The organism is Roseivirga spongicola, from assembly GCF_001592965.1.
Lineage (GTDB): Bacteria > Bacteroidota > Bacteroidia > Cytophagales > Cyclobacteriaceae > Roseivirga > Roseivirga spongicola.
Genome location: NZ_LRPC01000001.1, coordinates 926,763 through 948,875, shown reverse-complemented (window position 1 = coordinate 948,875; position 22,113 = coordinate 926,763). Strand labels below are relative to the sequence as shown.

The window sequence follows — 22,113 nt, the reverse complement described above, 5'->3', positions numbered from 1 at the left end:
CCTTTAATATCTATTGAATAGAATTCCTTATTCTCTTCCACCAATGCCTAAGAAACCGTTGGACTGGTCCAACTGCTGAGTTCCGATTGAAATCATAGCACATCTGAAACCAATGGTGTTAGTAGATCTGTCAAGGTCCAAATATCTTCTAGTACCTGGAGCCATCCAGTAAGCAACATCTTTCCAAGAACCACCCTTGTAAACTCTTGCTCTGTCATTAACTAAAGATCTGTACTCAAGATTTTGATTAGCAGCAACACTATCTTTAGAGTCTAGTGTTTCCCAACCGTAATCGGTTTCTGGGTCATTAGTCCCGTCTTTTCTAACAGGGTTAAGGTCGTCAAAGTCTCCAAAAGAAAGTGGTCTGTAAGTATCAAATACCCACTCACTCACGTTTCCTGCCATATTAAACAGGTTGAAGTCGTTTGGCTCTCTGCTTCCTACAGGCTCAGGAATTACTGAAGCATCGTTATTAATGTTTCCGGCAATACCAGCATAGTCACCTCTACCTCTTTTGAAGTTAGCTAGTAATTCACCTCTCTTTTTACCGTAAGGGTTTCTTACACCTCTACCATCCCAAGGGTAAATTCTTCCGTATTCTTCATTTTCATCTAGGTAAACAGTTCCTACGGTTGCCTTAGCAGCGTATTCCCACTCTGCTTCATTAGGTAGTCGGAAATCAGGAAGATAAATTCCTCTTTCTATGAATCTTCTTCTGTTTTCAGGTAGGTTGATGTACTCTACAACTTCTTGCTGAAATTCATCGAAATCGGCAATTTCAATCTGCTGGCCTTGGCCACTATTAACATCTCCTATTGGTTGACCACCAATAGCTAATTGGTACTCACCAGAAGTCTCATCTTTAATAATGAATTCATCCGTGAACTCTACCGGAAGGTCTTCATAGTCCATATCGAAGATAAGGCTCAAGTTTACGAAGTCCGTTCTCCATTTACAGAAGTCTGCTACTTGTCTCCAAGAAACTCCTACTACTGGGTATTTATTGAAACCAGGGTTGCTGTAGTAGTTTTCAGCATAAACATCATTAAAAGAGAAGTCACTAGCCCAAACATCGTCTGAAGGAACAATGTCCTCATAGTTCTGTGGGTTGCTCTTGCTATGAGTTGGTCCTGTATAATCAGGAATCCACTGTGCTGGAGGCGTACTTAAGTTGGCATTATCTGGATCATCCGGATCGATGATATTTGTAGATTTTGGAACAGGGATGTCTTGAGGGTTGAATTGGAAGAACACATATTCTTTCCAGTTACTGTTGGTTACCTCAGTTTCATCCATAAAGAATGAATTCACCGTTACTGTTCTTTCAATATTGTCTCTAGAACCGTAAAGATCTTGTTCAAAGGAGCCCAAAATGGTTCTACCTCCTTGAATGAACACCATACCCGGAGGGCTTGGTAATTCCTGATCGTCATATGGTCTATAGCCTAAAAGGCTTTTTTCTGTGGCATATTCAGCACCAGTGGTGGCACTAACATTGTCTTTTTTTCCTAGCCCCAGCAGGGAGCAAGATGTTGCTGAGAATAGCACAGCCACTCCCAGTAAACCCGACTTTAATTGACCCACGCGTGTTTTCATCATCGTTTAATTTCCTATGTCCAGGTGAAACTTGAACATGCTAATATAAGCTTATGAACAAATCTATCACAATCTGGCACTCAGATTCACATCCTCAACGCCAGTTTGACTCTAATTATTTTCAAAATTACAGAGATTTGTTCCTTAAATCACTGGTGATGATATACTTCTAGCTTTGTTAATGATTATTTAATCTTTCTTTAAGTGCCTCAAGCCCATCTAAATCAGTTGATCAGTTCATTAAACCATTCAGTCAATAACTGACCCTTACTTGACTGGAATAAGCTTTCTTTGAATTATGAATAAGAATAAGCTGTATTGGTTGCTGCAGTTTGGCGGTTGGTCAGGTCTTATGCTTACCAATTTCTTGACGATGGTAATGATTATACCATTCCTTCAAGCTTTTGGAGCCAACTTCATTTCTCTTTTGCTTGGGGTTTCTATAAGTCACCTCTACAGAAAGTTTGTTAAGAAAAGAAATTGGAAAGACATTAAGGTTCCGAGACTTGTCCCTAAAGTGTTTTTAGCCAGTTTGTTGCAGGGCCTTATAATGACGGTACTTTCTCTAGCTGCGCTAATAGGTATCTTCGTTTTAATGGTACGCTCAGACCCTTCTGCCATGGATGCGCTTCTAGGAATTCCGCCAATAGAAGGTGTAGATGAAGAGGTAATGGAGCTTATTAGAGAAGCAACGGCTAAGAACTTTTCTCCGGGAAAAATCTTCGTTTTTCTGTTTAGCTATATGGTCAGCTTTGTTATTTACTTCATTAGCTGGTCGGCCTTATATTTTGCTTATCAATACATGCAGAAAACCAGAGAGTTTGAAATTGAAAAGTGGAAACTATCCGCTTCTGTTAAAGATGCTGAACTCAATGCGCTAAAAGCACAAATTAACCCTCACTTTATTTTCAACAGCCTGAATAATATCCGGTCTCTAGTGGCAGAAGATGGTGAAAGGGCAAGAGATTCTATTACTCATCTTTCTGACTTACTAAGATTTTCCATCCAGTTCGATCAGTATGAAAAGGTATCTCTCGAGAAGGAACTTCAGGTAGTAAAAGACTATCTTAACCTAGAAGCTATTCAGTTAGAAGAACGATTAACTTATAGGATTAACATAGATAAGGGATCTAAGGAAATTATGATTCCGCCTATGATTATTCAAACCTTGGTAGAAAATGCGATTAAACACTCAATTAATAATTTACCTAATGGTGGAGAGATAATAGTTGAGTCTAAACTAAGTGAAGAGTTTGTGAATATTTATGTTAAAAATACCGGTCAAATGAAGGTGAATGGCACTAAAGGAGAGCGCAGAAGGGGAATCGGTATAAATAATTCCAAAGAAAGGCTTAGACTTCTTTATGGAGAAAAAGCCAGTCTGACGGTTGAAAATATGAATGAAAAAATGGTTTGTGCCACCGTTAAAGTTCCAATCAAATAAATTATGAAGACACTAATTGTAGATGATTCGCGCCTAGCCAGAAATGAGCTGAAAAGACTGCTTAAAGAGTTCGATAATGTGAACATTATAGGTGAAGCGGCCAACGTAGATGAAGCACTAGATAAAATTGCAGAGCTAAAACCTGACTTAGTATTTCTAGACATTCAAATGCCGGGCAAAAGTGGCTTCGATTTGTTAGAAGAGCTGGAAAGTGTACCAGAAATTATATTCTCAACGGCTTATGATGAGCACGCCTTAAAGGCTTTTGAGTACAATGCCCTTGATTATTTAGTGAAGCCTGTAGAAAAGCAGCGCTTGGCTGGAGCCGTTTCTAAGGTGTTTGATAAAATTAAGAAGAAGGAAAAGGAAGAAGAAAACGGAGATGATAAGCTCACTATTCACGATCAGGTGTTTGTGAAAGATGGTGAGAAATGCTGGTTTGTTCAGCTTTCAGATATCAGGCTTTTTGAAGTAAGTGGAAACTACACCACGGTCTACTTTGGTGATTCCAAACCAATGATTACCAGAACTCTAAACTACCTAGAATCTCGATTAGACGATAAAACATTCTTTAGAGCCAATAGACAGCAGATCATCAACCTCAAGTGGATTGAAAGAATTGAGCCTTGGTTTAGTGGAAGCTTGCGTATTTACCTCAAGGGTGGCGAAGAAATAGATGTTTCAAGAAGACAAACTCTTAAATTCAAGGATTTAATGAGCTTCTGATGGCATCCAAGGTCGATTTTCGAAGAGCAAGTTTTGAATTTTTATCCATTGTCGTAGCGGTGGTTTTAGCCATGGCTTTGACAGAATGGCGTCAAGATGCTTTAAATAATAGACTTGCCGAGAAATCTTTAGAGAATATAATCGCAGAGATTAAGGACAACAGAGAAGATCTTTTGTTAGACTCTGCCAAAATCACTAAAGACTTAATATTTATGAGAGGCTGGATTTCCGCTTTTGAGGAAAAGGGGGAGAAAGGTGAGTTTAGTCTGAATTTCGACTATTCATTTCTCAATAGAGCAGCTCTGGATGTTGCTATCAATAACCAGTCAATGACTTTTATTGATTTCGATATTAATATGGAATTGGCTGAGATCTATAATACACAAGAGTTCTACTCTACAAAGGCACTAGATGTTTTTGATGCCATGAGTGACCTAACAACCAGTACTCACCACACAGAAAGTCCAGAATTTCTTGCCAACGTCAAGGGCTTCCAGTTCCAGCTGGGTTTGGTAATGGGAAGCATTAATGCCTATTTGAAGGAAACTCAAGACTTTCTTAAGGAGCATGATTTGGAGTCTAAATAGACTTCAAAAACTCAATTCCCTGTTTCACATCCGAAACATTGTTCACTGTAAGAATTAGTCTGGTTTTGTACTCCTTCATTTTACAACGCCTTGGCTGGCCTTGAACATAAGCGATGATTTTTCCGAATGTCTCTGATTGGAAGTAAGCTTCTTTTTCTGAAGGCACGAAGTAGCACTTCATGTTTTCATTTTTCAAGGTTAACTTTTCAAAACCGAGCCTTTCTCCTAACCAACGTAGTCTAACGGTTTCAATCAGTTCTTGAACCGACTCAGGAATTGGGCCAAACCTATCCTTTAGGTTTACAATAAACTTCTGAAGCTTTTCTTCATTCTTGATGTTATCTAGCTTGGCATAAAGGCCAATTCTTTCGGTAGTATTTGATACGTAACTGTCTGGGATTAGAATCTCCAGATCTGTTTCTATAGTACAGTCTTGAGCCACTATTTGTGCGGCTTCTTTCACCAAATCTTTGGTAAACAGGTCTTTGAACTCGGTTTCTTTCAGTTCTTGAACTGCTTCATCCAGAATTTTATGGTACATCTCAAAACCAAGGTCTGAGATAAACCCACTTTGTTCAGCACCAAGAAGGTTTCCTGCTCCACGAATATCAAGGTCTCGCATAGCTACCTTGAAACCATCACCTAAATCGGAGAATTCTTCCAAGGCACTTAACCTCTTTCTTGCATCGCTTGTCAGGCCAATAGTTGGAGGTGTAAGCAAATAGCAGAAAGCTTTTCTGTTTGATCGTCCAACTCTACCCCGCATCTGGTGCAGGTCTGAAAGTCCAAACATGTGTGCGTGATTGATGATGATGGTGTTGGCGTTAGGAATATCAAGTCCAGACTCAATAATGTTGGTAGAAACCAATACATCATATTCGCCCTCAATGAACTTTACCATTCGCTTTTCTAGCAAGGGGCCATCCATCTGGCCATGTGCTATGCCAATTCTTGCGTCAGGCACTAATCTTAGAATGATATTACCTACCTGCTCAATATCATTGATTCTATTGTGGACTAGGAATACCTGCCCTCCTCGCTTTAACTCAAAACTTACAGCATCACGAATCAATTCGTCATTGAAAGTGTGGATTTCAGTAGTTACTGGCTGTCTGTTTGGTGGAGGAGTGGCGATAACGCTCAGGTCTCTCGCACCCATAAGTGAGAAATGAAGTGTTCTTGGAATTGGGGTCGCTGTTAGGGTCAGAACGTCAACATCTACTCTAAATTCTTTGAGCTTGTCTTTTACTTTTACCCCGAATTTTTGCTCTTCGTCTATAATCAAAAGACCAAGGTCTTTAAACTCCACATCTTTGTTTACAATGCGATGAGTTCCGACCAAAATCTCTGTTTTTCCTTCTTTAACCCGCTTTAAGGTATCCTTAATCTGTTTAGTAGTTCGGAAGCGGTTAATGTATTCAACCTTAATTGGGAAGTCGGCCAAACGCTCAGAGAAAGTTCTGAAGTGTTGCATGGCCAAAATAGTTGTTGGCACAAGTACAGCGACCTGCTTTCCATTGACCGCTGCTTTAAATGCTGCTCTAATAGCCACCTCTGTTTTACCGAAACCTACATCGCCACATACTAGTCGATCCATCGGGTGCGGTAACTCCATATCAGCTTTTACGTCTTCGGTTGCCTTGGCTTGGTCTGGCGTATCTTCATAAATGAAGGAAGATTCTAGTTCTGCTTGCATGTACCCATCTTTCGAGAAAGCAAAACCTGGTGCATCTTTTCGCTTGGCATAAAGGTTAATCAGGTCTTTGGCAATGTCTTTGACCTTCCCTTTAACACGCTTTTTCTTGTTCTCCCACTCTGGTGAACCGAGTTTACTGATAGAAGGTGGAGCTCCTTCCTTGCCAGTATATTTAGAGATTTTGTGAATGGAGTGAACACTCACATAAAGCAAATCATCATCGCGATAGACCAAACGGATGGTTTCTTGCATTTTGCCATTCACATCTACCTTTTCCATACCAGCAAAACGTGCCACACCATGGTCTATATGCGTAACGTAATCTCCAGGCTGCAACGATCGCAACTCCTTCAGCGTAAGTGCTTTAGATTTAGAGTGCTTGGTTTTCGTTTTGTATTTATGGAACCTATCGAAAAGCTGATGATCGGTATAGCAGAGCACCTCTCGATTCTTGTCTATAAAACCGCTTCTCAAGCCAATATTAAGGGCTTGTACCTCAAGTGTTGGGTCTAGCTCTTTGAAAATAGTTTCTAATCTGTTGAATTGAGCCAATGATTCGGCAGCAATAATTAAATTGCTGTTTCTCATCTGCCATTGGCCAAGGTTTTCAACAATCAGGTCGAAGTTTTTATTGAAAGACGTTTGTGGCTCGGCTTCAAACTGAAGCTCAAAATCCGTTTTTAAGTAAAAGCGGTTGCCAAATTCAATCTGCTGAAAGCCATCTAGTTCTTTTTCAAAGGTCTCGGTTTCTTCAAATAATTCAGCAGGGCTGAGCACCACTTGAGTATCTGTTACAGAGAGAACTTCATCGAAATTGGCTGTCGCTTTCTGAAAGTATTTTTCAATGGTATCGAGCGTTTGCTGATAGTCTTTGAACCAGATTTTCGAGTTTTTAGGAATAAAGCTTAGGAAAGATTGGCGTGTTTCTTCCAGCAGGCGTGTTTGCACATTAGGAATCACATTGATTTCTTTAATGCTATCTTGGCTTAGCTGAGAAACAGGGTCGAAAGTTCTAATGCTTTCAATCTCATTTCCAAAGAGCTCAATACGGTAAGGCAGGTCATGAGCGTAAGAATAGACATCTACAATTCCCCCTCTCACTGAAAACTGGCCAGCTTCATAAACGAAATCGGCTGGCTCAAAATCGTAAGTCTGAAGTAGTTCGGTAAGAAAGGCTACGTCTAGATTCTCCCCTACTTTGGCCGAAAACGTATTCTTGTTGAGTGATTTCTTATTGATTACTTTTTCCGTTAGCGCTTCCGGATAAGTAACAATTAACTCACCTGTTGAGGCCTTGTGGTTAATTCGGTTGAGAATTTCAGCCCTTTGGAGAATATTGGCATTCTCTGTTTCATCGAACTGGTAAGGTCTTTTATAAGAAGTGGGGAAGAGAAGCACTTCTTTCTCTCCTAACAGGTTTTGGAGATCGTTTTGAAAGTAGGCAGCCTCTTCTTTATCGTGCATTACAAAGATGCAGGTTTGCTTATTGAGCTGATAAACCGATGCTGCAATTACTGCATCTAAACTACCCACTAAGCCCTTCAGCTTAATGTGAGAAGTTTCATTGGGTTTTATCTTTTCCGCAATGGTTTGAACCACTGGTTCTTCTCTGTAAATCTTTATGAAATCTTTGACCTTCAAGCGCTAATAAGTAAATGGGTTGCAAATGTATGAATAATCGGCTAGGTAAGTCGAAAGGCTAAAAACCACTGAAGTAAATTAATTGTTTCCATACATAACCCTTTCGTTTATTTAAGTGTTAAAGGCGCAATGAAAAGGCAAAAAGAAAGACCAGACCTGAGAAAAGAGGCTTTCAATAAAATGGAGCAGATGCACCCGCACGAAGTGCTGGTATATGTTGGCATGATAGGTAGCGCGGTTATTTTCCTGTTTACTATAGTTGCCTTTACTTTATCGCAGCCCCTACAAGCTGAGTTCTTAAAAATGGAATTCCCAAAGTCCTTTATCATCAGCACTTTTGTGTTGTTGCTTTCTAGTTACTCGGTTACTAGAGTAATGCCGGCCTATTTGGCCGATGATTTAGAAAGTATAAAGAAGTGGTTGGGAATAACCTTTTTACTTGGGTTGGTATTCGCCTGCTTTCAGATAACGGGCTGGAAGGAGCTGCAAGCCAGCAATATTTTATTTACAGGAGAACGCTCTGGAGCCTATTTATATGTGATTTCCGGATTGCATGTTATCCACATGGCTGGGATGATGATTTTTCTTCTGTATCTTCTCCTAGAGGCTCATAGCACGTCTAAAGACGTTGTGAAGCACTTGCTGTATTCCACAAATCCTTATCAAAAAGTAAAGTTTAAGCTACTTTCTAATTGTTGGCATTTTGTAGATGCTGCCTGGGTGGTTATCTTTTTTTATTTCCTTTTTAGTTTTTAGCGTAAAAAAGGCCGCGTGACCAAACGCAACCTCTAAGCAATAGACTTATGAAGAGTTCTTAACCTTCAGACCTTAATTGAAGGATATTACCTTAATGTCTTCCCACATAACGAATTTAGGATCTCCACTTCCGCTGAAAACTAGCACACCGTCATTGTCTTCATTAACATCTCTGGCGTCACCAAGAGTAAGTTCTGTTCCATCTTTTAATACAACGGTTGAGTAGTCCCAGTTTTTAGGAGTGATGCTTTTGATAGACTCGAATGGGATGATGTACTCCACATCGTCATCTTTTCCTTGAAGCATTTCGAAAGTAAGGGCTTCATCCAAATCGAAGATGATTTCACCTGATAACTTTTCGCCATTAGTAGTAGAAACCGAGCCAGAAAGCTTTTTCATTCCAGCAAAGTCTGAATACTTTTTAAGGCTATTTGGTGCGTCATTAAAAGTGACTTTTTTGAACTCTCTCCAAGGAATATCTACTCTGCCGAAGCTTGTAGTTACTATGATACCTCTGTTTCCTGAGTTTACATCATTGGAACCTCTTAGGTACATTTCTCTTCCCGATTTGGTAACTACATTACTACCCGAACCTTCTCTTTCTATAGAAGTAAGGTTTCCGAATTCAATCTGCACATCACCATCTCTTGTATCTCCATCCAAAATATCTGTAGAGAGTCTTTCATCGTGGTCCCACTGAATTACTCCTGTAAGCTCGCCACCGTAGAACTGAACAGTTCCGTATAAGGCTTCTCCCATTTTTGAACTTAAATTCGATGGAGTATTCATGAATTCTATAGATTCAATTCTGCTCCAACGGAAACTGGTTTCGCCTAATTCCTTATCCATTACTCTAACTTCTGCACCGAAATCGTTAGAGCCGTCTTCCACATATATTTCATCACCGTTTCTCAGGGTAATTCTTACTTCCGATCTTCTGGTGATTTCAATTTTAGAGATATCGCCAAACCTGGCTTGAAACTCATGAGTAGTTTCATATCTATTTCGATCGTTGCCCCAGCTGACCCAAACGTTTCCCCAACGGTTTCTGTCTCTAGACTTATCCCTGAGTGCTTCCTTATCTTCTCTAGTTAAATAGCGATAGTTTTCATTGTCTTCTTTAGTTCCGTTGAAGATATCTGTCCAATAAGCTTCTTCTTTTCCCCAGCGAATCTGACCTGTGTAAACATCGCCATCAATGGTAGTAAGCTTTCCGTAGATAAATCCTTCGTTTGCGCTCATGCTGGTTGAAATGATGAGCATGAGAAGTGTTAGTGTTGCTGTTTTAAATTTTGAGTTCATGACCTTTGTTTTAATTGACAGGTCAAAACTGTTTCAAAAACCAGCGTAAACCAATGAGCTTTAGTTATATCGGGGAATGCTTAAACTGAATCGGGAGGAAAGACTACCGAACCGGAATGGCAGATTCAGCCTACTGATCTAACCACTGCTTGAACAGCGGAGTTTTATCGGAGCTGATCACAATGTCTTCACCAGATTCAGGCTGAAGATCTAGCTTAACTCGGCCTTTGAAATATGGATGAATATCGCTTACCGAATCGAAATGAACGATGAATTTTCTGTTGACCCTGAAGTAGTTATCTGGGTTAAGCACAGTTTCCAGTTCTTCTAAAGTTTGGTCGAGCGGTAGCTTTTTGCCTTCAAAAGTCACCAAATAAGTAAGCTTATCTTGCGAGTAGAAATAGGCGATTTGTTCTACAGGAATGGCCTTTATTCGTTGGCCATACTTCACCAAAAAACGTGATTTGTACTGAACGTTGCTTCCCTGAATAGCTTCTCGAATTTTATCGATATCTAATGACTGGGAACTGCTACTGGAAGTTCGCTCATCATACTTCTGCAGTGCATTTTCCAGTTTCTGTTTTTGAATTGGCTTTAACAGATAGTCAACACTGTTTACCTGAAACGCCTTGATGGCATATTCGTCATAAGCAGTGGTGAAAATGACCGGGCATTTAATAGGGTGTTGGTTGAAGATTTCGAAACTAGAACCATCTAGCAACTGAATATCACTGACAATCAAATCTGGCTCCTCATTGTTCTGAAGCCACATTAGCCCAGCTTCAACCGACTTCAGCGAAGCAAGAATTTCAGCGTTAGGCCGCAAGTCTTGAATCAATTCAATCAATCGCTCAGACGCGAGCTTTTCATCTTCAAATACAACTACTTTCATGTTTAATCGTCCAGTTCTACCAGCGGAATCTTCACAATAAAGTTCTCAGGGTTCTGAAATACCTGAACCTTCTTATTGGTAAAGTAAGAATATCTCTTCTTAATGTTCTCTAGCCCGGAGTTATTGCTGTTTTTAATTTCTAGCTTTTTCGGCTGATAATTATTCTTGACTACAATGAATCCATTTTGGCTGGAGATGTGAATTTTCAACGGTCTTATTTCAGAAATGGCATTATGCTTAATGGCGTTCTCAATAAGCATTTGCAATGTAAGTGGAGGCAGATACTTTTTGTGGTCGGGCGTTTCAACATCAATAAATGTCTGAATAGTGTCTTCAAAACGAATCTCTAATAAGTAAAGGTATGAGGCAATGAAGCACAATTCATCGTGTAGGGTAACCAGCTCTTCTTTGCTGCTCTGAAGTATATTTCGGTACACATCTGCAAACTTCTCTAAATAACTTTGCGAAAGGTCTTTGTCTTTACTGATCAGGGAAGACAAAATATTGAGGTTGTTGAATAGAAAATGTGGGTCTAGATGGTTTTTAAGCGTGGTTAGCTCTGCTTTAACGGTTTCTTTTTGAAATTCTTCAGAGTTGAGTTGGGCAGTTTTCCAGTTACTCAAAAACTGAATTCCGAAGTTGATGGAGATGGTAGGTAGCAGCACCAAAATTCCCAACACATTCATGGTTAGCATCTGAGACTGATTTGGCGGGTCTACCGTAAGGCCAAACTTGAGTGCCAGATAACTGATGTTAATAATTAAAAGGGAAATCAGAATCCCTAGGCTCAATTGCCAGTAAAAGCGTTTGTTGCCAAACTTTAACCAAGGCATTTTTTTATCAAGCTGAACAGTCAGAAATCTATTGCTCAACCAGATGAGCGCTAAGGTCAGTGTTATCCAACCTGCGGTCAGGTATAATTCACGCTCAGCATTGGTGAGATAGAGCGTAAGGAACACTCCACCGGTTAACACCAATGCTAAAATGAGTTGAATAATGAACTTTCTGCTGAGTTTCACGGTGAGAATTTAATCAAAAATCACCTGATCGATCTTTGACCATCGCACATAAATAGGCTTGGTGTCTTTTGATGGGAAAACTAGAATGCCATCATTATTCTCGCTCACATCTCTTCCACCACCTAGTAGGAGGTTTGTCCCATTTCTTAGTATCACACTCGAGTAGTTGTAGTTTTTTGGGATGATGTTTTTTATATGTCTGAAAGGAATCTGATAGGTTACATCATCATCGTTTCCATCTAATATTTCGAACTCCCAAGCCTCGTCTAAGTCATAGGCCAGAAGCCCTGTGTGTTCTTCGCCATCAATGGTCACCACTGTACCAGAAATACCACTTGGTCTACTGAAATCATCATAAGCCAATGTCCATTCTTTCTTTGGTTGTGTTATTTCTAGGTCGAAGAAGTCTCTCCAAGGAACTACTACTCTGCCAATTTCTGGGTCGAAGATGACCACACCTCTATTTTCTCGGTTTACATCGTTAGAACCTGTGAGGTAAAATTCTCTACCAGAGTTCAGTACTACATCAACCCCATTTCCTTTTTTGGTGATGCTTTTAATACTTCTGAAAGGAATATCTTTTTTCCCGTCTCGGTCTTCACCATTCAGAATTTCGTCTAGAAACCTTTCATCGCTATCCCAGCGAATAATCCCTTTGAAAGTACCTTTTCTGCCTGCGTTTACAGTTCCGTAAATAGGTTCTCCGAAACCATTTTTAGAATTAGCAGGCGCTGAAGTAAAACGAACCTGTTTAATTCTGTCCCAGCGAACAGCGAATTCACCAAGTTCAAAATCGTAAATGACTACGCTACCACCAACATCTTCATAACCACTACCTCCTGCTTCTATTATCACTCCGTTTTTAAGGGTAAGCCTGGCTTTAGATCTGCCGGAAGGTTCAACAATTTTAATGTCTCCAAATTGAATGTCCAGTTGGTGAGATGTTCTTGAAAATCTATCTTCCCAAATGCTTAAAGCACCTAAATCGATTCCTAGCCAAGAGGAACCTTCACTTTCTTCTTGATTTAGCTGTTCTACTTGCCTCTTTGAAAGGAACTTCAAAAAGTCGTTTGAAGTCTTAGTGGCATTGAACAACTCTGCCCAATACACCTCATCAGAACCCCACCTGATAGGGCCTTTATATACGTCTCCACTAATGGTTTCTACTTCACCATACATAAATGGATTAGCAGTTTGTGCTTTTGCCTGACTAAGAATAATCAGCAAACCAATGCCTATTCCGAGAAAGAGTATTATGCTTCTCATGAGTTGTTGACCTTTATGTAGCTTCGTTTGCATACTACAAACGTAGGTGTTCTGCTGCCAAGCCAGAACCGAAAATGATTGGATTAGGGTTTTCAATTACCGAATCGGGATATTGAGCAGACCAATTAGTTTGGGAACTTACTTTTGTCTAGCCCAGGAATAATGCGTAATGCATTCTTGTAGTATAGCTTCTTCAATATTTCATCGGGTAAACCGAGGCCGTACATTCTCCAAAACGCATGATAGCGCTTGTAGTATGGGAAATATTCGTCTTCGGTTTCTAGCACTCTGAAGTAGGTAAAGTATTCTTCTGGGTTATAGGCATCTTTACCAAATACCACTCTGTCTTGATATTTCTCGAAGAACCAATTGGCCATTTTTGGTTGGCGACCGAGCTCGGCTATTACGGCTCCTATTTCTACTATCATATTCGGCATGGCGTCTAGCAGCTCTCCCAAATGAGCTAAGTCATTGGCAAACCAGCCCATATGTGCTGCAATGAATGTGGTGTTTTTATGCTTTTTGAAAACATTGTGCTGCTCTTGAATCAGGGTTTTGAAAGGAGCAGGATCATCATCTTCTCTTTTTCTTCTCGGGTGTGTTTTCAATTCTAACCACCTTTCATTGTTTGCATCGAAAGGTTCCCAGAACTGTTTAGGGTCTGCGGTGTGAATAAGCACGGGAATACCCAATTCTGCACATTTAGCCCAAACAGGATTCAGCCGAGGATCATCTACTGCGACTCGGTTGCCGTCAGTATCATTCACAGAAAGGCCTAGGTTCTTGAAAATTTTTAGTCCGCTTGCTCCTTGCTCAACGTCTCTTTCAAGTTGTGCTGCAGCCCTTTCTCCCCAGTTTTCATCGAAGTTGCTGAAATTGAGGTTGGCGAAAACCACGAAACGGTCTGGCTGGTTAGCTCGAATGTTTGTCATAGCATCGGCTATGGCTTTTCCACTTCCGCCAGAAAGATTCACCATCAACCCCATATTGAGTGCATCCATTTCTGCCGCTAAAGCATTTAAATCTCTTTCGCCCATTCTCCACTGGTGACTGTGCACATCTATAAAAGGAAACTTGGCTCTCTGAACAGGGTTTTCCGGCACTACTAAAGATGACGGAGGATCGTATTCCTCGAAAGTGACGGTTTGTGCAGAGAGTGATGTGGCTAGCAGAGAAATGGCCACGGCAGAAAGAAAGGTTTTCTTCATAGCGAGTCGTTTAAGGCTTATTCGTAATTGCTGTAAATATGTTTTTTTAAGCTCACGATAAGCATGTAATTTATTCACTTCAATCGGATAAGACATGGAAATTTCTTTAAGTGGAAAGGTAGTTTTGGTTACAGGGGCGTCTAGAGGTATTGGTGCAGCTATTGCAAAGGCATGTGCTGACTCAGAAGCCAAGGTGGCTCTGCACTATAATTCTAATCAAACTCAGGCCAATGAGGTGTTAGCAGAGTTGAATGCGGACTCAGAAGCTTTCCAGGCAGATCTTGGAAATACAGATTCACTCATTCGGTTGTTTGAGCAAGTAGTTGGGCATTTTGGTAAGGTTGATGTGCTGGTTAATAATGCTGGTATTGCCATTTCATCAGATATGGAGGGTTCTAATGAGTCTTGGGTAAAAGATTGGGATAACACTTTTGCCGTTAATACTCGCGCTCAAGGCCTTTTGTGTAAGCTGGCCATAGATCACTTTACCAAAAATGGTGGAGGCAGAATTATTAATATATCATCAAGGGCAGCATTTAGAGGAGATACCGGAGATTATCTGGCGTATGGTGCTTCTAAGGGTGCCATTGTAGCTTTGACCCGTTCGATAGCCAGATACTATGGCAAGCAGAACATTGCGGCCTTTAATATTGCTCCCGGTTTTGTGAGAACCGATATGGCTCAAGACTTTATGGATTTATACGGAGAGGACTATGCACTGAACGATATTGCGCTGAACAAACTCACAGAACCACAAGACCTTGCTCCAATGATTGTGCTTTTAGCCTCTGGCTTAGCTGACCATGCCACGGGTTGCACCATTGATATCAATGCTGGGAGTTATGTGCATTAGTGGGGATGGTTAATTCAACTGAAAAGCGATCGGAACTTTGCTTGGTAGATAAATGGAAGCCATGTATTTCACTTATTTTTTTGCAAAGCCATAGCCCTAAACCATTGCCTTTCATTTGTTGATTTTTGCGACTGATATTGTTAACTATTGATAAGGTCAAACTGCCTTCGCCACTGTGTAGATTCATACTTATACTTTCTGAGTTATCACCAAATTTGTAAGCGTTTATGAGCAAATTAGAAAATAAACTTTCCATTTTAGCTTTATCACCGAGAAATTTGAAGCTCTCTATTCTATGGTCAATCTTTAGTTTTAAAGTGGCGCCAGAATTATCTCTCATGTACTTTGTCTTGTCTATCATATCATAAATCAAGTCGTCAATTCGAAGCGTTTCCTTACTTGTAGAAATACTTTCTGCTTCTAGTTGTGCAAGCATCAAAAAATCTGAAACTATTAATTGCATTCGAGTAACCTCTTGCTGAATGCTTCTTAGAGTTGATTCTGCTTTCTTCTTTTTTAGGTTGTCTAGCTCTAATTCTAGTTCGGCCTGCATATTGGCTAGCGGTGTTCTTAATTCATGAGAGGCAGAATTGAAAAACCGACTTTGATTCTGTATACCTTCTTCTATTCTATCTATCATTTGATTGAAGGTTTGAGAGAGCTGACTAAGCTCATCACCTGTCTTGGACTCTGGGAGTCTATCCATATTAGTGGAGGGCTTAATAGACTTAGCTTTTTCAATTAGCAGGTTTATTGGTTTTAATGAGATTTGGGCAAAGAGTAGCGATAAAGCCAAGGAAATAAGGCAAGCGCTTGTAGTACTCAATATGATTCGGTTCTTTAATGCGGAAAGTTGCTCTTTATGTTCTCGGTTATTCTTAGATAAAACGACAATAATATCGCTGTCTGGTGCTGTTTCAGAAGGGTTTCTCACGAAACCGAATGTTAAGCTATCTGATTCAATTGTGAATCTGTTCTTGTTTTCTTGAGTATAAAACTGATCAATGACGAGAGGTAAAAGGTCATCATATCCATCTGGAAAATCGGTCCTTTCATAAAATTTTGTTGCACTTCCCGAACTACCAAGCCAGATTTGGATGGGCTGATCGGCATTAGTAACGGGTATTTGTAAATAGTCGTCTCTTAGTTGAACCAATACTCCATTGGCTTCTAGTAGAATATTGCTTTGAAAAGCAATCTCTAACGATTTGCTTAAGGTTGTGTACAGCAGCAAATTGAGCACAAAACTGATACACAAGAATATGGCTGCAAAGCCTGCAGCAATTTTGAATTTTAGACTTCTGAAATAACTTTTTGCCACCAATTTACAGTTTGGATAGCTCTCCTTTTATCCGGTAGCCATAGCCTATTTTCGTTTCTATAAGTTCCTTTGTGAATCCTCGGTCCACTTTTTTCCTAAGCTGATGCATGTGTACTTCAACTACATTGCTGCCCATATCGAAGTTTACATCCCATATCTTTTCTATAATCTCCGATTTGCTGATAGATCTGTTGGCATTGCGCATGAGTAGTTCCAAAAGGGAGAACTCTCTTTTACTTAGCTCAATTGGTTTCCCTTCTCTTGTTACTTCTCGTTGAATTAAGTCTATCTCCAATTGCTCTAGTCTAAGCACGCTGATTCTACTGTTCATGAACTTTCGCTGCACGTTTCTGACTCTGGCTTTCAGTTCTTCAAAATCGAATGGCTTTTTTATATAGTCTACAGCTCCTAAGTCCAATCCTTTAACAATATGTTCGCTTTCATTAAGTGCGCTGATAAAAATGATGGGAGTTTCTATAGAAAATTCCCTGAGGCTTTTTAGAACCTCAAAGCCATTCTGGCCTGGAATCATTATGTCTAGCAATATTAGATCAAACTTATGGCTGGCTGCCATTTCTAAAGCTGTGCTCCCACTGTGGCTAACAGAAACGTTGTAACCCTCCTGTTGTAGCCCTTTTTCTATGAAACTGGCTAGCTTCTTTTCATCTTCAACCAGTAGAATTCTCATAACTTATCAGTGTAAGGCTGGTTTTCGAATATTTTCCCATCAACGGTTATTGTCTTTGGAAGTATAATTGTGTGCTTTTTTAAATTCATTTCACCATCAGCCAATTTACGTTTCCAACCAGTAACCTCAATTTTTTTTCCTTCTTCAATATAATCTGCCAAAGACAAGGCAAGCACATTTCGAATCATTACAACTACAGAGTCATTTAATATGAAACTTCTGAAGCTATTTTCTACTGTTTTCTTGTAAAGATCTGTAGATGATTTGTTTACCTCTTTGGGATAATGAATTTCAGTGATTCTTCCTGAATAACTACTTAGCACTTCTTCATATGCTGTGTTGGTTCCGAGAAAATCTTCCTTTCCTGAAATTCGAAGAGTGTCTGTTCCATTTGCGATAGCATATAGGTAGTTTCTCTTTTCACTTTTGGCATGTGCATCGGGACTAGATGTATGGAAGTAGAGAGTATATAAGTATTCTCTGTTTTGCTGAATAAATTCAAATACCTTTTCCGCGCTCTTCGGGTCGAACTGAAAGTATAAGTTGCCTTCATCTGTTTCAACTTCTAGCTTACTTGCTAAACCAGTCAAGTCCGCAAGAATTTCTTTAATCGACCCTTTTTCCTTGTTTAAGAAAAGGCCAGTTAAGCCCATAGTAGATATTGGAGTGGTTTCGTTTCCTATTGTTCTGTACAAGCCAGGTGAGATTTTATAGGTGTTCTGGCTTTTGTAGATATACCCGCTAAGCTGATTACGCTTTGGCCTGATGTAAGAGATACTTTCGCTTTTCAGATTAGTCTTTAGATTTCCTGCTCTTGGCCCATATAAAGTGTCTTTATTTGACAGAAACCAATAATTGAGATTCTTTTCTCGGTTAGTAGACATAACCTTTTGATCGAGTATAATCTCATAACCATTGAATTGCTCTGTGGTATTTTCATGAGCCTCTTGTTTAACACTATATAGACCTTTGGAGGTCAGAATGGAATTCAAGTTTCCAATTCCGCTGATTTTAATTTTCAAACGGCTTTCAGTCTCTTGAATATTACGGTCTTTGAATTGAATCTTTCTTAATAAGAGTTCATCTCCCGTTACTTTTACTTCTGCGCTTTCACCGATTTTCAAATACGGAAGTATGTTAGCCCCTTGAGCTGCTGGAATCCATAACTTCATATATGAACCATCTTGTTTCTCAAAGATGATGGCGTTCAGAAACTCACCTCTGAGTTCGCTACTATATTCAATGCTTTTTATTTTCCCTATATGAAACTGTGTAATGTGATTCTGCTTTGCCCTAGTTCTTTTGATTTGTTCCTGAACATTTTTTGGTAGTTCATAGCCTTGTCCATGAGTGTAGAATACCATTAAAGTCAAGAACAGAGTGAGTGTTAATCGCTTCATTTCTTATCGTTTTTTGTAAACTTACTGACCCGACCTTAAGATGGGATAAAGCTGAAATTAATCTTTCTTAATCTCAACAAATGAAAAAACGCTGCACTTGGTGCGAAAACACCTTTGACGAATATATAAAGTATCATGATGAAGAATGGGGAGTTCCTGTTCATGATGATCGGGTTCACTTTGAGTTTCTTATTCTGGAAGGTGCTCAGGCAGGCTTAAGTTGGGCCACCATTCTTAAGAGAAGAGATGGATATCGTGCTGCATTTGCAGATTTCGACCCTGAAGAAGTAGCACAATTCAGTCAAGAGAAAGTGGAGGCCTTGTTGCTCGACCCCGGAATTATCCGAAATAGGCTGAAGGTTCAAGGTACAGTGATTAATGCTCAGAAATTTTTAGAGGTTCAAAAGGAGTTTGGCTCTTTCGACAAGTATATCTGGTCTTTTGTAGGAGGAAAACCAATTGTTAATGCTTGGAAGAGCATGAAAGAAGTACCAGCAACTACACCGGAATCTGATGCCATGAGCAAAGACTTGAAGAAACGAGGGTTCAAGTTTGTCGGAAGCACCATTATGTATGCCTATATGCAGGCTTGCGGGTTGGTGAATGACCACACTACTGACTGCTTTCGGTACAAGGAAGTTTAGTCGATGCTGAGAACAATCTGTTTTCGGCTAAACTTTATGGACCACATACCAATAGTTGAGTCCTTAAAACTCATGGGCTTCGTATAAAGTAATGTCTTCCCTTCTTCTAACTTTTGAACATTAGGCTCTGAAGCAATTCCATTTTTCCGATTGTAGTTGTAAGCCTGAAAAAGTTGGAGTTCTTTTCCGCTCAGCTCATTGGCTTCATCAAAAAGGTAGAATGAGCTTTGATAGGTCGAATCTGTTCCGAAAGCAACTTCGAAACCCTCCTCAGTTTCACTTACTTGAAATTTTTCAGCAACCTCACCACCTAACTTCATGGCCTGTTCAATGATTTGTGCATCGGAAACCACCTTAATTTCTCGAGACTCCATTTCTTCACGAGCTTTGGTGGTATCAATTTTTTGGTCGCCACAAGACCATAGTAAAGCAGTAGTAAAAGCGAAAAAAGAAAACTTTCTGAGCATGTTGCTTCAAGGATGTTTTTACAAAGGTAAACAGCTATTGTATTTGTTTGTTAATTTTGCAGGCTAATACTAATTCTATGATCGATAAGCTTCAGGCCATAAAAGACAGATTTGAAGAGGTGGGTCAGCTCATTGTACAACCCGATGCAATGTCTGACATGAAAGCCTATTCCAAGCTCAGCAAGGAATACAAAGACCTCGAAAAGATTGTCAAGCACTTTGATGAATATCAAAATGTAAGCGCAAACATCAATTCTACTAAGGAGATGCTTAAAACGGAAAAAGATGAAGACTTCCGTGAAATGGCTAAAGCTGAGCTAGATGAGCTTGAAACTCGAAAAGAAGAGTTAGAAGAGGAATTGAAGGTAATGCTGATTCCGAAAGACCCAGATGATCATAAGGATGTGATTATGGAAATTCGTGCTGGTGCTGGTGGAGACGAGGCCGCGATTTTTGCGGGTGACCTTTACCGTATGTATGAGCGCTTTATCGATACCAAAAACTGGACAAAAGAATTGATCAGTTTGAACGAAGCCTCATCTGGCGGATTCAAAGAGATTGTTTTCAGCGTTTCGGGCGAAGATGTTTATGGTACGCTCAAGTTTGAATCGGGCGTACACCGAGTGCAGAGAGTTCCGGTAACTGAGTCACAAGGAAGGGTTCATACTTCTGCAGCATCGGTTGCGGTGCTTCCAGAAGTGGAAGATGTTGATGTAGAACTCGACATGAAAGACGTGAAAAAAGATACCTACAGAGCATCGGGTGCGGGGGGTCAGCACGTAAACAAAACGGAATCTGCAGTTCGTTTAACTCACATTCCTACAGGTATAGTGGTGGAGTGTCAAGATGGGCGTTCCCAGCACAAAAACTACGACAAAGCTTTGACTGTACTTCGTTCTAGACTTTATGAGCAGGAGTTGAAAAAGCAGCAGGACGAAATAGCCGGAGCAAGAAAATCATTAGTTGGTTCTGCCGATAGGTCTGACAAAATCAGAACGTATAATTATCCCCAAGGAAGAGTTACAGACCACAGAATTGGCTACTCTGTTCACAATTTACCAACTGTAATGGATGGAGATTTAGACGATTTTGTGGAGAACTTGCGCATTGCAGAAAATGCCGAGAAGCTACAAGAAGGCTCTATGGATTAATGTATTTCCAGAAAGAAATATCAATTCCTTCAAAAGGAAGAGGATTTCACCTGATTACTCATGAAGTAGTTTCCAGTTTTGATGAAATCAGAAAACTGAAAGTTGGCCTGTTGCATGTGCATATCAAGCATACTTCGGCCAGCTTGACCATCAATGAAAATGCTGACCCAACAGTGCGCGAAGACTTCGAAACGCACTTCAATTATTTGGTGCCGGAAAGCTTAAACCATTATCAGCATACTTTTGAAGGGCCAGACGATATGACTTCGCACATTAAAGCTTCGCTCCTTGGCCCTTCGGTAACTATTCCCATTACCAACGGCCGTTTGAACCTAGGAACCTGGCAAGGAATTTACCTTTGTGAGCACCGAAATTACGGTGGTTCAAGGCGTTTAGTGCTTACTGCGCATGGAGATTAACTCTCCAAAATCTTGTCGATTATTTTACTGATCTTCTCTTCATTATTGCTGATGTAAACGAGCCCTGCTTCATGCAGAGCTTTTAAGTTTTGAGGAGAAACATCGTCCATCTGAGATTTGGCATTATGCAAGCTTGGTTGAATGCGATGATAGCAATCTTCATGCTTTACCGCCTTGAACATTTGCTTCAACTGATAATCTACCGTTTCTGAGTTTCCAGACATCATAATGTCAATAATTGGCTGAATCCATTTGAGCATTCCCCAATTTTTGGCGCTGTCATAATAATAAGGCTGTTGTTCAGTGCCTGTTCCTAGAGAAAGCAAGAACATATCTTCCGCGCTAGGAAAGGCAATTTCACTTGGTGTATCCTGTTTAGCAAAGTCTAATGTTCTTGCTTCCGCATAAGCACAAAGTGCAGGGTTATTGGCAAACACTCCGCCATCTACCAAAACCAAAGGCGAATCTATAGCAGATTTTATTTTCGCGGGTTTAAAGTAAGTTGGGGCAGCAGAAGTGGCTCTTGCTACATCGCGAACTTTGTAATTTCTAACTGGATTATTGATTCCATCTACTTTGTTAAAGAAGATTGCCTTTCTATCGCGAATATCATAAGAGGTGATAATACAAGGACGCTTCAAGTCTGCGGTCATTGATTCCCCGAAGTAGTCGTGAAGGGCACTTTCCAAAGAGTCGACCGAATATTTTGGTCTTCTAATTCCGAAGAGACTCCAAAGTTTTCGGCTAAATGGTAGGTTGAAAATATCTCCACCTCGCTCTAGGTAAATGTTAAGAGCGTCAGCTGCAGAATATTTTGTCTGCCCATTTTCATCAACAATAAGGTAAGTACATGTGAGAATACCTCCTGTGCTGGTGCCAGCTATTAAATCGAAATGATCTGCCAGCCGTGTATTCGGGTTATTAGTTCTTCGCTGAAGTTCAGTTTCTATGTAGTTGAGGATTGTGCCTGGCAAAATGCCGCGAATCCCTCCGCCATCAATGCTGAGGATTTTTACCTTTTTAGTACTCATGTGTGT

The 22,113-nt window shown here is 40.1% G+C and carries 20 protein-coding genes; 8 read left to right on the top strand and 12 right to left on the bottom strand.

All coding sequences use genetic code 11. The features are described from left to right. Positions 1–27 precede the first annotated feature (27 nt). Complete coding sequence (locus AWW68_RS04290) at positions 28–1,599, bottom strand: SUMF1/EgtB/PvdO family nonheme iron enzyme (RefSeq protein WP_068216962.1); 1,572 nt, start codon at positions 1,597–1,599, stop codon at positions 28–30. A gap of 295 nt (positions 1,600–1,894) precedes the next feature. On the opposite strand from AWW68_RS04290, the gene AWW68_RS04285 reads away from it, so the two are divergent. The 3 genes from AWW68_RS04285 to AWW68_RS04275 are packed head-to-tail and all read left to right on the top strand — an operon-like array spanning position 1,895 to position 4,353. After that, entirely contained in the window at positions 1,895–3,040 is a 1,146-nt protein-coding gene (locus AWW68_RS04285; RefSeq protein WP_068216954.1) for a sensor histidine kinase, read from the top strand. A 3-nt stretch (positions 3,041–3,043) separates the two neighbouring features. Next, complete coding sequence (locus AWW68_RS04280; RefSeq protein WP_068216952.1) at positions 3,044–3,766, top strand: LytR/AlgR family response regulator transcription factor; 723 nt, start codon at positions 3,044–3,046, stop codon at positions 3,764–3,766. Further along, positions 3,766–4,353 carry a hypothetical protein gene (locus AWW68_RS04275; protein ID WP_068216949.1) on the top strand — a complete coding sequence of 196 codons (588 nt, stop codon included), beginning with the start codon at positions 3,766–3,768 and terminating at the stop codon, positions 4,351–4,353. Before AWW68_RS04280 ends, AWW68_RS04275 begins: the two co-directional genes overlap by 1 nt. On the opposite strand, the gene mfd is transcribed toward AWW68_RS04275, so the two are convergent. Next, a complete protein-coding gene (gene mfd, locus AWW68_RS04270) occupies positions 4,346–7,690 on the bottom strand; it encodes a transcription-repair coupling factor (protein WP_068216947.1) in 3,345 nt (1,114 codons plus the stop codon). The genes AWW68_RS04275 and mfd overlap by 8 nt on opposite strands. Before the next feature lie 129 nt (positions 7,691–7,819). Between mfd and AWW68_RS04265 the strand changes: the two genes are divergently transcribed. Continuing rightward, positions 7,820–8,446 (top strand): cytochrome c oxidase subunit 3, encoded by a 627-nt coding sequence (locus AWW68_RS04265; RefSeq protein WP_068216945.1) that lies wholly within the window; start codon positions 7,820–7,822, stop codon positions 8,444–8,446. 72 nt (positions 8,447–8,518) lie between these two features. Here AWW68_RS04265 and AWW68_RS04260 read toward each other — a convergent pair whose 3' ends face one another. The 5 genes from AWW68_RS04260 to AWW68_RS04240 all read right to left on the bottom strand — a co-directional run bounded on the left by AWW68_RS04260 (position 8,519) and on the right by AWW68_RS04240 (position 14,133). Then, positions 8,519–9,748: a hypothetical protein gene (locus tag AWW68_RS04260; protein ID WP_068216938.1), complete on the bottom strand. Its 1,230-nt coding sequence runs from the start codon at positions 9,746–9,748 to the stop codon at positions 8,519–8,521. A gap of 130 nt (positions 9,749–9,878) precedes the next feature. Further along, the gene (locus AWW68_RS04255; RefSeq protein ID WP_068216928.1) at positions 9,879–10,640 is read right to left on the bottom strand and encodes a LytR/AlgR family response regulator transcription factor; all 762 of its coding nucleotides are present in this window, start codon (positions 10,638–10,640) and stop codon (positions 9,879–9,881) included. A 2-nt stretch (positions 10,641–10,642) separates the two neighbouring features. After that, positions 10,643–11,659: a sensor histidine kinase gene (locus tag AWW68_RS04250; protein ID WP_068216926.1), complete on the bottom strand. Its 1,017-nt coding sequence runs from the start codon at positions 11,657–11,659 to the stop codon at positions 10,643–10,645. A 9-nt stretch (positions 11,660–11,668) separates the two neighbouring features. After that, positions 11,669–12,925 carry a hypothetical protein gene (locus AWW68_RS04245; RefSeq protein WP_157717525.1) on the bottom strand — a complete coding sequence of 419 codons (1,257 nt, stop codon included), beginning with the start codon at positions 12,923–12,925 and terminating at the stop codon, positions 11,669–11,671. 125 nt (positions 12,926–13,050) lie between these two features. Next, positions 13,051–14,133 carry an amidohydrolase family protein gene (locus tag AWW68_RS04240; protein WP_068216923.1) on the bottom strand — a complete coding sequence of 361 codons (1,083 nt, stop codon included), beginning with the start codon at positions 14,131–14,133 and terminating at the stop codon, positions 13,051–13,053. A 94-nt stretch (positions 14,134–14,227) separates the two neighbouring features. On the opposite strand from AWW68_RS04240, the gene AWW68_RS04235 reads away from it, so the two are divergent. Continuing rightward, positions 14,228–14,986 (top strand): SDR family NAD(P)-dependent oxidoreductase, encoded by a 759-nt coding sequence (locus tag AWW68_RS04235; RefSeq protein ID WP_068216922.1) that lies wholly within the window; start codon positions 14,228–14,230, stop codon positions 14,984–14,986. Here AWW68_RS04235 and AWW68_RS04230 read toward each other — a convergent pair. The 3 genes from AWW68_RS04230 to AWW68_RS04220 are packed head-to-tail and all read right to left on the bottom strand — an operon-like array spanning position 14,961 to position 18,395. Next, positions 14,961–16,307 carry a sensor histidine kinase gene (locus tag AWW68_RS04230; protein WP_185101194.1) on the bottom strand — a complete coding sequence of 449 codons (1,347 nt, stop codon included), beginning with the start codon at positions 16,305–16,307 and terminating at the stop codon, positions 14,961–14,963. The two genes, AWW68_RS04235 and AWW68_RS04230, sit on opposite strands and share 26 nt — an antisense overlap. A 4-nt stretch (positions 16,308–16,311) precedes the next feature. Continuing rightward, positions 16,312–16,995, bottom strand: coding sequence for a response regulator transcription factor (locus tag AWW68_RS04225; protein WP_068216919.1), 684 nt, complete (start codon positions 16,993–16,995; stop codon positions 16,312–16,314). Continuing rightward, positions 16,992–18,395 carry a hypothetical protein gene (locus AWW68_RS04220; protein WP_157717524.1) on the bottom strand — a complete coding sequence of 468 codons (1,404 nt, stop codon included), beginning with the start codon at positions 18,393–18,395 and terminating at the stop codon, positions 16,992–16,994. Before AWW68_RS04220 ends, AWW68_RS04225 begins: the two co-directional genes overlap by 4 nt. Before the next feature lie 80 nt (positions 18,396–18,475). On the opposite strand from AWW68_RS04220, the gene AWW68_RS04215 reads away from it, so the two are divergent. Next, positions 18,476–19,039: a DNA-3-methyladenine glycosylase I gene (locus AWW68_RS04215; RefSeq protein ID WP_068216915.1), complete on the top strand. Its 564-nt coding sequence runs from the start codon at positions 18,476–18,478 to the stop codon at positions 19,037–19,039. Here AWW68_RS04215 and AWW68_RS04210 read toward each other — a convergent pair. Beyond that, positions 19,036–19,506 (bottom strand): hypothetical protein, encoded by a 471-nt coding sequence (locus AWW68_RS04210; protein WP_068216914.1) that lies wholly within the window; start codon positions 19,504–19,506, stop codon positions 19,036–19,038. The genes AWW68_RS04215 and AWW68_RS04210 overlap by 4 nt on opposite strands. 77 nt (positions 19,507–19,583) lie before the next feature. Between AWW68_RS04210 and prfA the strand changes: the two genes are divergently transcribed. Both prfA and AWW68_RS04200 read left to right on the top strand, forming a co-directional pair. Continuing rightward, positions 19,584–20,657, top strand: coding sequence for a peptide chain release factor 1 (prfA, locus tag AWW68_RS04205; protein WP_068216908.1), 1,074 nt, complete (start codon positions 19,584–19,586; stop codon positions 20,655–20,657). Beyond that, on the top strand, positions 20,657–21,076 hold the full coding sequence (locus tag AWW68_RS04200) for a secondary thiamine-phosphate synthase enzyme YjbQ (RefSeq protein ID WP_068216906.1): 420 nt from the start codon (positions 20,657–20,659) through the stop codon (positions 21,074–21,076). Before prfA ends, AWW68_RS04200 begins: the two co-directional genes overlap by 1 nt. Here AWW68_RS04200 and AWW68_RS04195 read toward each other — a convergent pair. Beyond that, positions 21,073–22,107, bottom strand: a complete 1,035-nt coding sequence (locus AWW68_RS04195; protein WP_068216904.1) for a patatin-like phospholipase family protein — start codon at positions 22,105–22,107, stop codon at positions 21,073–21,075. The genes AWW68_RS04200 and AWW68_RS04195 overlap by 4 nt on opposite strands. Positions 22,108–22,113: the final 6 nt, after the last annotated feature.